Origin of the sequence: Candidatus Njordibacter sp. Uisw_039, assembly GCF_047730075.1 — a bacterium.
GTDB lineage: Bacteria > Pseudomonadota > Gammaproteobacteria > Pseudomonadales > Balneatricaceae > Njordibacter.
Window position 1 is genome coordinate 407,935 of sequence record NZ_CP159831.1, and the last position, 13,223, is coordinate 421,157.

The window sequence follows — 13,223 nt, forward strand, 5'->3', positions numbered from 1 at the left end:
GGTAAGATGCAACTACTGATCTCTAATGATGACGGTGTTCATGCCGTAGGGCTATCGCACTTGGTACAAGAGCTAGTGCAAGATCATCAAGTGACTGTCATTGCACCCGATCGGGATTTGAGTGGTGCTAGCAATTCGTTAACCTTGTCTCGTCCAGTGAGATTGATTCCACAGGAAAATGGCTTTTTTGGCATAGATGGTACCCCTGCAGACTGTGTGCACTTGGGCATTAATGGGGTGCTGGATATCACGCCTGACATGGTGGTTTCTGGTATTAATCATGGAGCTAATTTGGGTGATGATGTGCTCTATTCAGGCACCGTTGCGGCGGCGATGGAAGGTCGCTATCTTGCTCACCACGCGATGGCGGTTTCTTTAGTTGGTAAAGTTCACTTTTTGACGGCCGCAAAAGTAGCCAGACAACTAATGACAGGTATACAGCAGCTTGATTTACCGCCGCGCTGTATTATTAACGTAAACGTGCCAGATTTGCCTTATGAACAGATTAAAGGTGTGAAAGTCACTCGTTTAGGTAGTCGAGAACTTGGGGGGTCTGCTATCGATGCCCAGGATCCACGCGGCCATCAATGTTACTGGATTGGCCCGGCAGGTATGGTTAAGGATGCCAGTGAAGGCACGGATTTTCACGCTATAAAACATGGCTATGTATCTGTTACTCCCTTATCGCCAGATATGGCCTGCCATAGGGCCTTTGATACTGTAACTGATTGGCTGCGGGACACGTTTTAATGCGCTACAGTGTTACTGATCCTAAGAGGACTGTCGCTAACAGGCAGGGTATAGGTATGACGTCCCAGCGAACACGAGAGCGCTTGGTTGATATGTTGATAGAGCTTGGTATACAGGATGTTAGAGTGCTGGATGTGATGCGCTCAACCCCTCGTCATTTATTTTTAGATGAGGCTTTAGCTCATAGAGCATACGAAGATAAGTCCCTACCCATTGGTCATAATCAAACCCTATCGCGGCCTTATACCGTTGCGCGTATGAGTGAACTTTTGCTGGCTTCATGCCCTGCTAAAAAGGTATTAGAAATTGGCACGGGCTCTGGTTATCAAACCTGTATCTTGGCTCAGCTGGTACCTAGATTGCTGACTATGGAGCGTATCGAGCCTTTACTAAATCGAGCCAAACGCCGCTTGCAGCTAATGGATATCCACAATGTTGTCTACAAACATGGTGATGGCTACGAAGGGTGGCCTGCACGAGAACCTTTTGACGGTATTATGGTGACGGCGGCACCTTCACTGGTCCCCCAAGCGCTACAGTGGCAGCTTGCCGAAGGGGGATGTATGATTATCCCCGTAGGTGATAATGACCAATGCCTATTAAAAATCACTCGCTCTGGTAACCGCTTTAGCAAACAAAAAGTAGAAGCGGCTAATTTTGTGCCTCTAGTTAATGGATTAGTATGATGACGGTAAAAACTAGGGCTATACAATGGCGAACGTTCATGACCGGTATGCTTATGGGAACCGCAGATTTAGTACCCGGTATATCTGGTGGCAGTGTGGCTTTGTTGAGTGGCATTTATGGCCGCTTATTAACTGCAATTAGTCACCTCAGTCACCGGCATTTATTAAAGCTAGTAATGGGGCGGCAGGTGGCTAAAGCGTGGCACTATGTTGATGGTCTGTTTTTGGTGAACCTTGGCCTCGGTATGGCAACCGCGCTCTTGTTGTTGTCCAAGCTCATTACTTGGCTGTTATTAGTGCAGCCTTTGATTATGTGGAGTTTATTTTTGGGTTTGATAATGGTGGCGAGCTTGTTGTTGCTACAGGAGTTATATGCTCAAAATCAGCTGCGTCGGAGCTGGCTTGTATTAGGTTTGGTGGTGAGTGTGGCTTTAGCTAATGTGCCTATGTTGCATACAGTAGATGGGTTTTCTGGGTGGGGTTATTTATGGTTGATGGCCGCAGGAGCTTTGGCCATCACTGCTATGATACTGCCTGGCGTTTCCGGTAGCTTTATGTTGCTAATGTTGGGCATTTACCCATTCTTAATTGCCCGCTTAGCGGCTTTAGATGTTCAAATTATTGCTATATTTTCCTTGGGGTGTGGTTTTGGTTTAATTGCCTTCAGTCGAGTGATTAGTTATTTGCTGAAGCGACACACTGCAGCTGTAATGAGTCTTTTAGCAGGACTAATGATGGGTTCGGTGGTAAAATTATGGCCATGGAAACATACCATCAGTTACCGCTTGAATAGTGCGGGATTAGAAGTACCACTGCAACAAGAAAACCTTATGCCTTGGGTTTATAGCCAAATGACCGGCAGCGATAATCAGCTTATTTGGTGCATATTGGTCTGTTGCTTGGCGGGTTTGTTGGTGGCTAAGTTTGGCCGTATTCAATTGCAAGATTTGGCGACGTAGATATGCGCTCTAACAATGTAACTTTGTGGGTGACTAGGTGTTGTAGCGTTGGCGTGGTTGCTTTTTTGCTTGCTGCTTGCAGTGCCAGCCAATATGCACCAGTGCAGGAGTTGGGTTACAGCACTGCTCAATCTTTAGCGGGCAATAGTGTAAAAACTACTCCAGTATCATATCAAGTCAGGCCTGGTGATACCATGTTTGCGATTGCTTGGCGTTTTGGTTGGGATTATAAAAAACTAGCCAAAGTGAATGGCATTGGCTCGCCATACACTATTTATGTCGGTCAGGTCGTTTATTTTAATGATACAAATAGTAATAATGTAATTGATGTTTCTGTTTCAAAAGGATCTGTCAAAAAGCCCGTTGTTAGTACCAAAAAACCAACTTATAAAGCGCCTTCTTCAGCTTCAAATTCCACCTCTAAGTCCCCAGATGGAAAGGCTTACAAGGGCCCTCTGTCCGTTCACTGGAGCTGGCCCTTGAAGGGGAAATTAATACAAGTTTTTTCTAATAAAGGCAACGCTTTCCATGGGATTGATTTATCATCCACTTTTGGAAAATCGGTAAAAGCTGCATCTAGTGGAATAATAGTATATGCTGGCAGTGGTATCCAAGGCTACGGTAAGTTGGTTGTGGTAAAACACAATAATACTTACCTTAGTGCATATGCCTATAACAGCCGTATTTTGGTTGCGGAAGGTACTATGGTGAATGCAGGCCAGATTATAGCGGAAGTAGGCAAGGGCCCCCAATTGGACCCAAGACTACATTTTGAAATTCGTAAAGATGGTAAACCTGTTAATCCACTGAGGTATTTGCCCAAGCTATAAATTCTCTATAACAAATTACCTGGTGTAGTCTTTGATGGAAGTAGCTGGTTAATTAGGTTAGTTCATAGGTTATTTAAATGACGCAAGAATTATCTGTAGAAGAGGCGCATGAACAACGCAGTGAATTGCAATATGCAAAATATAAGTCTGCTGGTAAATATTCAAACAAGGTAACCGATTTTAAAGATGCGACCCTTCTCTATTTAAGTGAGATTGGCTTTCGTGCCTTACTTACGGCGGAAGAAGAGCAACACTTTTCTCGTTTGGCACTAAAGGGCGATGAGCAAGCTCGCCATCGGATGATTGAAAGTAATTTAAGGCTAGTGGTGAAAATTGCACGCCGTTACGTCAATCGTGGACTTACTTTACTTGACCTGATCGAAGAAGGTAATCTTGGCTTAATACGCGCCGTAGAGAAGTTTGACCCTGAAAGAGGGTTTCGTTTTTCTACTTACGGTACATGGTGGATTCGCCAGACCATTGAGCGGGCGATCATGAATCAAACACGCACTATTCGTTTGCCAATTCATGTGGTCAAGGAACTTAATGTTTATTTGCGAGCGGCGAGAGAGTTGGCGCAAAAGTTAGATCATGAGCCGACTCCAAAAGAAATTGCCTGCTTCCTAGGTAAGCCAGTAAAGCAAGTTAGAGCCATGTTGAGCTTAAATGACAGGGTGGGTTCGGTGGATAATTCCTTGGGTCCTGATAGTGATACCACACTATTGGAAACCATTGCAGACACTGCAAGCCAAGGCCCCGAAAATTCTTTAGTAGACAGTAATCTAATGAGTAACATGGAACAGTGGTTAGACCTACTTACTGATCTCCAAAAGGATGTCATTGCTCGTCGTTTTGGTTTGCGAGGCCATACTGTCTGTACCCTTGAACACGTTGGCAGAGAAATTGGGCTCACCCGCGAAAGAGTGCGCCAAATTCAAGTAGGAGCATTGCGTAGCCTGCGTAAAATTTTAGAAATAGAGGGTCTTAACAGTACTGATTTGTTGGACGCTAAGCTTTAATTTTTTAAATCCTAAAGTTGAGCATCTTAGTTGCGCTGGCTATGGAGTAGTTGCTGCATTTGGTAAATGAGGTCGAGCGCTTGTCGAGGTGTTAGCTCGTCTGCCTTGTTGTCTTTTAGCAGCGCTTCGATAGGGTGAGCTAAACTACTAAATAAATCTGATTGCAGGGGCGTCACTGTTGGTGTTGACTTTTTAGATGTGCTTAGACTTCCGTTTTGTTCCAAATGTTGCAATTTTTGCCTAGCTTCGATTATAACTTGATGGGGTACACCTGCTAGTTTAGCCACTTGTAGGCCATAACTCTGACTTGCTGGTCCTGGTAATACTTTATGCATAAAGATAATGTTGTCATGATGTTCCGTGGCATCTAAATGGACATTATCTACTTGTGGTAACTGATCCGCTAACTGTGTCATTTCAAAATAGTGAGTGGCAAACAGTGTCAACGCGCCAATGTCCTGCGCCAGATTTAAGGCACAGGACCAAGCTAAAGATAAACCGTCAAAGGTACTGGTTCCGCGCCCCACTTCGTCCATTAAAACTAGGCTTTTAGCGCTTGCGTTATTGAGAATGTTTGCAGTCTCCGTCATTTCAACCATAAAGGTGGAGCGTCCACCAGCAAGGTCATCACTACTGCCCATACGAGTGAATACTCGATCAACAATGCCAACGGTGGCACTGAAGGCAGGCACGTAAGACCCAATTTGGGCCATAATAACGATTAACGCAACTTGCCGCATGTAAGTAGATTTGCCACCCATATTTGGGCCGGTAATCATCATCATGCTGGCGTTGGTAGAGAGTTTGGTGTCATTCGCTACAAACGGATCCGTAATTAATTGCTCCACCACCAAATGGCGACCTTGGATGATGCTGATTCCAGGTTCAGTTTTTAAGCTTGGCCGCCGAAGATCTAGGCAGACCGCTCGTTCAGCTAGGCAAGATAGTACATCAAGTTCGCTGATGCCGTCTGATGCGCATTGCAGTCGAGGAAGGTGAGTAGCCAAGTCTTCAATTAGCGCTTCATAAAGCGCCTTTTCTCTAGCCAGACTGCGGCTTTTGCTGCTTAAGGCTTTGTCTTCAAAGGCCTTCAGTTCAGGGGTGATGAAGCGCTCGGCGTTCTTTAAAGTCTGCCGTCGGACGTACTCAGTAGGGGCTTGGCCAGACTGTAATCGGCTTATTTCAATATAATAACCATGCACACGGTTGTAGCCAACTTTTAGGGTGGACAGGCCTGTACGCTCGCGCTCTTGGGTTTCCAAATCAAGCAAAAACTGGCCTGCATTTTGGCTTAGTCCACGTAATTGGTCGAGCTCTTCGTCATAACCTTTGGCGATAACCCCGCCGTCTCGTATAATCACAGGTGGGTTGTCTACAATGGCCTTAGTTAGTAAGTTAACAATAGACGGGAACTCACTAATGTCTGTGGCTAATGACTGAGCTTTTGTAGACTCCAGAGAAAGCAATAAGACTTGTATATTTGGTAATGCGCTAAGACTTGTACAAAGGCGCGATAAATCGCGAGGGCGTGCGGATCTCAAGGCGATGCGCGACAGGATGCGTTCCATGTCGCCAATCGGGGTAAGGCATTGCTGGAGGTCTTCAGGGCCGTCTCGCTCTATAGCTTGGCTTATAAAATCTTGCCGCTGTTCGAGCGTCTCAATGTTGCGCAAAGGGTTATTGAGCCAACGGCGCAATAGCCGGCCGCCCATCGGGGTAGCCGTTGTGTCTAGTGCTGCTGCGAGGGTAAACTGTTCACCACCTTGAATGTTGTGGTCGATTTCCAAATTCTTTCGGCTTGGACCATCGAGAATAAGGGTATCTTGAGGTAGCTCTACTTGTAAATTACGTAAATGAGGAAGGTCTCCTTTTTGAGTTTCCTTGGCATAATTCAATAAACACCCGGCCGCACAAATAGCAGCCTGCATGGCATCGCAGCCAAAGCCACTTAGATCACGGGTATTAAACTGGCTACATAGTAATCGCTGGGCCGTATCGTAAGCGAAATTCCAACTCGCTTGCGGGCGGCGACAGGGCCAATCTTGTATGTGATTGATGAGATCGCTGGTCTCATCAAAAAGCAGCTCTGCAGGCCTCAAACGTTGTAACTGGGTCTGCAATTGGTCCGCATTGCTGGCCTCTACTAGGGCAAACCGACCGCTACTCATGTCTAAGCTAGCAATGCCATAGGTCTCTTGTAATTGATAAACAGCAGTCAGTAAATGGTCTCGATTAGCGTCCATTAATGCTTCATCGGTGAGGGTCCCTGGCGTAACAACGCGAACCACTTTTCTGTCTACGGGGCCTTTACTGGTAGCAGGGTCTCCGATTTGCTCGGCTACAGCAACAGCGCGACCAGCATTAACAATTTTAGCAATGTATGCTTCAGCCGCATGGTATGGGATGCCACACATGGGTATGGGTTGGCCCGCGGACTGACCTCTTGATGTCAAGGAGATGTCGAGTAACTGTGAAGCATCTCTTGCATCTTCATAAAACATTTCGTAAAAATCACCCATGCGGTAAAATACTAAATCATTGGGGTGGTCGTGCTTAATGCCTAAATACTGCTGCATCATGGGAGTATGGTTAGAGTTAATGCCGTTTTTTAATTCTTTGTTTTTGTTAGAAATATTCATTATTTAAGCATAACTCATTGTTTATATTAAAAATAAATTTATTTTACTTGCGTATCATGTGGTATCTTAAAGTAAATGTTTACATCAGCAACTCTCATTCTTTAGTCAAGGTTCTATTGTAGGTTCTTTGCTTAACGTATTGGCGTCCTAAGTAAGGATCACCCAAACGAAATAATTGAAGAGCAAGTAGTTATTCTGACTTAGGAACACCACGATGCAAAGCACAATTGTACGGTCAGTAGTAGCTTCAAGCAAACACCAACGGTGTAAACTGCTTCGTTCTTTAGTCATGAAAGCACTGAAATGAATGAACTTCAATCAGACTGTTACGAGATCACAAGTGACACAAGGAAAGCTGAAATGAAATTTGATTACATTATCGTGGGAGCAGGTTCAGCGGGCTGTATTCTGGCTAATCGATTATCAGAGAGTGGCCAACATAGTGTACTAGTTGTTGAAGCCGGGCCAAAGGATAGTGCCTTGTCGCTGAAAATCCCAGCCGCCATGTTGGCTAATTTAAAAAGCACAAAATACAATTGGACTTTCAAAGGCGATCCCGAACCGGAATTAAATAACCGGCAAATCATCCATGACCGAGGCAAAGTCCTCGGTGGATCATCTAGCATTAATGGTATGGTTTTTATTCGGGGTCATGCACAAGACTTTGAGGGCTGGAAAGAATCTGGTTGCCAAGGGTGGGGTTACGCCGATGTGCTTCCTTATTTTAAGCGCTTAGAAAACTTTGACGCTGGCGGCAGTGACTTCCGTGGCGATTCTGGGCCCATGAAAGTTCATCGTCCAAGTCCTAGTAACCCGTTGTCGTCAGCTTTTGTGCAAGCGGGTGTAGAGGCAGGTTATCCTCAGACTGATGATATTGTTGGCTATTGTCAGGAAGGCTTTGGTCCCCTTGACCAGTCAATTTATAATGGGGAACGCTGGAGTACCACACGTGCTTACCTTAACCCTGCGCGTGACAGATCTAATCTAACCATTGAAACCGGTGCCTTGGTAGAGCGAGTATTGATTAGTGATAAAGTGGCTACAGGCATCGAATACAAAAACCGACGCGGTGAACGTGTCACAGCCTTGGCGAATAAAGAAGTGATCTTGTGTTCTGGCGCGGTGGGTTCTCCAAAGCTCCTTATGCTCTCAGGTATTGGGCCCAAAGCGCACTTGGCAGATATGGGCATTCTATTGGTTGAAGATCTACCTGGAGTGGGACAGAACCTAAATGAACATCCAGATCTTGTGATGAAATTTAAATGTGTAAAGCCTGTAAGTATGTGGTCGAAACTAACCTTAGTCGGACGGATCATGGCCGGAGTGGAGTGGGTAACTCGCCGCAAGGGTATCTGTGCTAGCAACCATTTTGACGTTGTTGGCTGTATCCGCTCCCATCCTGATGTGGCTTATCCAGACCTCCAATTGACACTCACACCCTTGGCCATAGATCACACCACCTGGGAGCCCATCAACGAACATGCTTTCCAGATCCATATTGGTTTAATGCAAGCGCACAGTCGGGGCAGGATTGAGTTGGTTAGTGCAGATCCAGCAGCAGCGCCTAGTATTTTGGCCAACTATCTGCACGACCATCATGATCGTGAAGCCTTACGCTCAGGTGTTCGCTTGGTGCGTGAATTAGTTCGTCAGCCATCTCTAGACCAATACCGCGGGGCAGAGATTTTTCCTGGTGATGCGTTAAAAAGTGATGCTGAGATAGACCAGTGCATTAATAGCGAGACCACCACTCAGTGGCATTTGTCGTGTACAGCGCGCATGGGTATGGACCCAAAAATGGGTGCTGTGGTTGACCCTAGTGGGCGGGTGCATGGTATAAAAGCCTTGCGAGTAGTCGATGCTTCCATTATGCCAAGGGTAACCAATGGCAATACCAATGCCCCCACATTGATGTTGGCAGACAAGTTAAGCGACACTATTCTTGGCCTGCCACCACTGTCTCCCATTGAGCTGGAATTATGGCAGCATTCATCACCTGAATAACATTAAAACTAGTCATTAAGCCAAGCAATATGCCAATTTACCTTGATTCTAAGCACTAAGGACAGAGCATGAGAATATCCGTTGAGAACCGAGCTAAATTGGCCTGCCTTTATGTGGGCGGAGTTTGGTGGATTATTCTGGATTCCTCTGAGGGTGCTAGAAGATGCAGGTTTACACATCCTTTGAATAGGCCCAAAAGGTACCAGCGCTATAATAAAGAAAGACGTTTACCTGAGCGACCCCTTAGTATTAGCATGGTTGCCAACTTTGTTATCAATTAGCCTGTGTGATCGGGGAGGGTGCACTAGTGCCATACGCCAATAATCAAGGTATCTGTATTTATTACCAAGTAGAAGGTAAGGGCGAACCCATCATACTCCACCATGGCAGTGCAGAAAGCCTAGATGTTTGGTACGAAAGTGGTTACGTTGAACTGCTTAAACCAAATTACCAACTGATTCTGATGGATGCTCGTGGGCATGGACATAGTGATAAACCCCATGATGTAGAGTCTTATTCCCTAGCCCTCAGAGTCAGTGACGTTGTCGCCGTATTAGATGATCTGGGCATTAGAGCAACTAACTATTGGGGCTACTCAATGGGTGGTTGGATTGGCTTCGGTATAGCAAAGTATGCTGCGCCACGGATTCGCTCATTGATTTTGGGAGGGGCACATCCTTATACTGATGCAATGGACGTTTTTGATCACATTGATGGCACCGATGAAGATGCGTTCATAGAGGCGATGGAGGCCTTTGTGGATGTTCGTATTACGCCAAAAAGTCGCTCTCAGATCGTCGCAAATGATTTACAGGCACTTGCTGCGGCCATGAATCATCGTCACTCCCTAGAGTCAACTATACCCACCATGACTATGCCGTGCTGCCTATACGTGGGTACAAATGACCGCCGAATTTCTAAGGTTGAAAGGTGCGTTAAACGGCTACCAAATGCCCAATTTGTGCCCATTATGGGCCTAGATCATGCCCAGACATTTGATCACCCTGAACTGATATTGCCCCCTATAGAGGCGTTTCTAGGGGCGTTGTCTAACACTAAACTGCCAAGCTAAATAAGGAAAATAGAGTGCATGTTTTTAGAAAAAACGTCTGATAAAACCTTAAGTATCTTCCTCGCCCTAAGCGCGGGTGTCTGGGGGCTTTATTGGTTGCCTTTAAGAACCATTGAAGAGTTAGGTGTATCAGCTTCATGGAGCGTTGTCCTCTTTAATGCATGCCCTTTGTTGGTATTAGTGCCCTTGCTCATGTTCAACTACCAGCAACTCAAAGGGCTTGTGGGTCCTACTATTTTTGCCGGGCTCATAATCGGTATAGCCTTCACCCTCTATGCCAATGGTCTGTTAGAAACCACTGTAGCCAGGGCCACCTTACTGTATTACTTAACTCCGATCTGGTCTACTTTACTAGGCGTATTTTGGCTTTCAGAGCCATTAACCAAAGCCCGAATGATTGCCATTGGTGTGGCACTTCTAGGCTTGTTTTTACTACTATCAAATGCAAACTCCTCTAACCAACCGCTGAATATAGGTGACCTATATAGCCTTTTGTCAGGCATATTTTGGGCCATTGGCATCTCCATACTAAATCGGTGGGCTGCGATTCCTATTTTTCCCCTGATGGCATTTACATTTTTAGCAACCACCCTATGTTCTGCATTAACTGCTGAGCTGTTGCCTGCTAATCCAATGCCCGATTTACAGACCATCAAGACAGCACTCCCAGCCGCTGCATTCTGGGCAATGTTTATTTTCGTACCCTCCTTTTTTATGATTTTCAGAATCTCACAATTATTATTCCCAGGGCGCGTAGGTATCTTGACCATGACTGAAGCCATAGTCGCCATCGTGAGTGCGGCCATCCTTATCCCTGAAGAATCCATGGTGCTGATGCAATGGGTGGGTGCAGGGGCAATCGTAATGGCTGGGCTTATTGAGGTCCTGTTTGGCTACAGTAAAAATAAGGCTGATTTAATTACCCAAGGCGGTGTCACGGCAAAAGGCACCTTAGTGGATGAGTAAGACACAGGGGCATCCCTCGACCGATCTTGTATTCATCAAAGTGGGACGTTTTGAGCAATCACCTTACTTTGATTTTTACAACACCCCAGCCCTGAGTGCTGAACCACTAATATTTGTTGAAGTGGCGATGACCGCTGATATTCCGCGGGCAATCACCCCGATTCTCGCCAAACAACGGCAGCACCTCAATCCATCAGTAGCCACTACGGCTGTGTTTTATTCAATTTCTAATTGTCAAAAAGGACTTCAAGGTATTTCTTTTGGTAATTTTTTAATCAAACAGGTGATGGAAGAATTACGTCATGAATTCACTAACCTTAGTCAATTTGTCACCCTATCTCCCTTACCAGAAATGTGTCATTGGGTGCGCCAGCAAGTCGAGAAAAATAAACTGAGTAAAATGTCAATAGCACTTCAGGAAACTGCACGCTCACTTTATAATTCAAAAGATGCCATTGGAGTTGATTGCGGATTACTTGAAAAATTGACAGCTTGGTATCTTCTCAAGGCTAAAAAGAGTGACAGCAGTCCCTTCGACTATGTGTCACGGTTTCACTTAGGCAATGGCGTCTGTCTTGAGCAAATTAATAGCCAGGCTGACCCAAGCGAAAGCAGATTGGAAAGCTCTTGGGGTGTGATGGTCAATTATCTATATGACCTCAGTTCCATTGAGCACCCCCATGAGGCCTTTGCCAATCTAAAAACGATCATCTGTTCAGAGACTGTGCAACGACTTTTGAAATAGAAACTTAATAGGATATTGTCAATGTATGATACTAACCACCTTGGCCACCATTTAAGATCCGCGTCAGTGGGACGAGATGAAACCCTCTATGCCGAAATGCTTGATGGTAGAACCCTGTCTTACGGCGAAATGTTTAGTGCAGCTGAAAAAAATGCTGCCGCTTTGCAAAAGGTTGGTTTAAGTCCTGGTGACTGTGTGGCGGCGCAGCTAGAGAAATCTATTGAGTCGATACAATTGTATTTAGGAACCATATTGGCAGGTGGTATTTTCCTGCCACTTAATACGGCTTATACCCCCTCAGAACTTGAATACTTTTTGGCTGATGCCAAACCCTTCATATTTGTGTGTGATCCTGAAACAGCGCCGACCTTGGAAGGCTTAGCGGCGCAGGCAGGTGTTAGCAAAGTGTTGACCCTTTCAAGCGATGGCACAGGCACACTTATGGAGGCATTACCCACCCATACTGAGAATTTTAAAGAAGTGGCGAGGGCTAAAGATGATCTCGCAGCCTTTTTGTATACCTCTGGCACAACGGGTCGCTCTAAGGGTGCCATGCTCACCCATGACAATCTGGTCTCCAACGCCCAAGCACTGCAACAATGTTGGCATTTTGATCGCCACGATGTATTGATTCACGCCCTGCCTATATTTCATATCCATGGGCTATTTGTGGCGACTAACGTCACCTTATGTGCAGGTGCGTCTATGTTATTTATGCCCCGCTTTAATAGTGAGACTATTTTATCACTCATGAGTAAGGCCACAGTGTTAATGGGCGTGCCAACGTTTTATGTCAGATTGTTAGAGTCCCCTAATCTCTCCCCAAAAACAGTGGCCCCTATGCGTTTATTTATTTCTGGCTCTGCCCCCTTGTTGGCAGAGACTCATAAGCAATGGAGCGCAGTCACAGGTGCCGAAATTTTAGAACGCTATGGCATGACAGAAACAAATATGAATACCTCAAATCCCTATGAAGGTGAGCGTCGTGCAGGTACCGTAGGAATGCCTCTTCCTGGCGTTGAGGTGCGTATTACCGATGCAGATAGTGGCCAACAACTTGGTCAGGGTGAAATTGGATCAGTTGAAATTCGTGGACCCAATGTGTTTAAGGGTTATTGGCAAATGCCCGAAAAAACAAAACAAGAATTCCGTGAAGATGGTTTCTTTATTACAGGCGATCTTGGCACTATGGACGGCGACAACTACCTATCCATTGTGGGCCGTTCAAAAGATCTTATTATCTCTGGTGGATATAACGTTTACCCAAAAGAAATAGAAATCATTCTGGATGATGTTGAAGGTGTTTATGAATCCGCAGTCATTGGTGTCCCCCATCCTGACTTTGGCGAAGGCGTGTTGGCGGTTGTGGTGCTGACAGGCGATACAAGTCAAAACGAAAATGGCATAAAAAATATTTTGCAGCAAAAAATTGCGGCCTTTAAGCGGCCCAAAAATATATTTTTCGTTGATGAATTACCCAGAAACACAATGGGTAAGGTATTAAAAAATATCCTTAGGGATCGACACAAAGACAATTTTATAAAGTCCTAGGC

The 13,223-nt window shown here is 45.4% G+C and carries 11 protein-coding genes; 10 read left to right on the forward strand and 1 reads right to left on the reverse strand.

All coding sequences use genetic code 11. The annotated features are described in order from the left end of the window. Positions 1-6: 6 nt before the first annotated feature. The 5 genes from surE (at position 7) to rpoS (ending at position 4,244) form a co-directional block, all read left to right on the forward strand. Positions 7-750 (forward strand): 5'/3'-nucleotidase SurE, encoded by a 744-nt coding sequence (gene surE / locus ABXT70_RS01930; RefSeq protein WP_443641500.1) that lies wholly within the window; start codon positions 7-9, stop codon positions 748-750. Between the two features lie 56 nt (positions 751-806). Next, a complete protein-coding gene (locus tag ABXT70_RS01935) occupies positions 807-1,436 on the forward strand; it encodes a protein-L-isoaspartate(D-aspartate) O-methyltransferase (RefSeq protein WP_443641501.1) in 630 nt (209 codons plus the stop codon). 38 nt (positions 1,437-1,474) lie between these two features. Beyond that, entirely contained in the window at positions 1,475-2,395 is a 921-nt protein-coding gene (locus ABXT70_RS01940) for a DUF368 domain-containing protein (RefSeq protein ID WP_443641502.1), read from the forward strand. Positions 2,396-2,448: 53 nt separating this feature from the next. Beyond that, on the forward strand, positions 2,449-3,225 hold the full coding sequence (locus tag ABXT70_RS01945) for a peptidoglycan DD-metalloendopeptidase family protein (protein WP_443641503.1): 777 nt from the start codon (positions 2,449-2,451) through the stop codon (positions 3,223-3,225). Positions 3,226-3,302: 77 nt separating this feature from the next. Further along, positions 3,303-4,244, forward strand: coding sequence for an RNA polymerase sigma factor RpoS (gene rpoS, locus ABXT70_RS01950; protein ID WP_443641504.1), 942 nt, complete (start codon positions 3,303-3,305; stop codon positions 4,242-4,244). Between the two features lie 26 nt (positions 4,245-4,270). On the opposite strand, the gene mutS is transcribed toward rpoS, so the two are convergent. Beyond that, complete coding sequence (gene mutS, locus ABXT70_RS01955; protein WP_443641505.1) at positions 4,271-6,883, reverse strand: DNA mismatch repair protein MutS; 2,613 nt, start codon at positions 6,881-6,883, stop codon at positions 4,271-4,273. Between the two features lie 360 nt (positions 6,884-7,243). Between mutS and ABXT70_RS01960 the strand changes: the two genes are divergently transcribed. The 5 genes from ABXT70_RS01960 to ABXT70_RS01980 all read left to right on the forward strand — a co-directional run bounded on the left by ABXT70_RS01960 (position 7,244) and on the right by ABXT70_RS01980 (position 13,221). Next, on the forward strand, positions 7,244-8,887 hold the full coding sequence (locus ABXT70_RS01960) for a choline dehydrogenase (protein ID WP_443641506.1): 1,644 nt from the start codon (positions 7,244-7,246) through the stop codon (positions 8,885-8,887). Between the two features lie 307 nt (positions 8,888-9,194). Beyond that, complete coding sequence (locus ABXT70_RS01965) at positions 9,195-9,959, forward strand: alpha/beta fold hydrolase (protein ID WP_443641507.1); 765 nt, start codon at positions 9,195-9,197, stop codon at positions 9,957-9,959. 18 nt (positions 9,960-9,977) lie between these two features. Further along, positions 9,978-10,925, forward strand: a complete 948-nt coding sequence (locus ABXT70_RS01970) for a DMT family transporter (RefSeq protein WP_443641508.1) — start codon at positions 9,978-9,980, stop codon at positions 10,923-10,925. Next, positions 10,918-11,670, forward strand: a complete 753-nt coding sequence (locus ABXT70_RS01975) for a malonyl-CoA decarboxylase domain-containing protein (RefSeq protein ID WP_443641509.1) — start codon at positions 10,918-10,920, stop codon at positions 11,668-11,670. Before ABXT70_RS01970 ends, ABXT70_RS01975 begins: the two co-directional genes overlap by 8 nt. 21 nt (positions 11,671-11,691) lie before the next feature. Next, positions 11,692-13,221, forward strand: coding sequence for a malonate--CoA ligase (locus ABXT70_RS01980; protein WP_443641510.1), 1,530 nt, complete (start codon positions 11,692-11,694; stop codon positions 13,219-13,221). Positions 13,222-13,223: the final 2 nt, after the last annotated feature.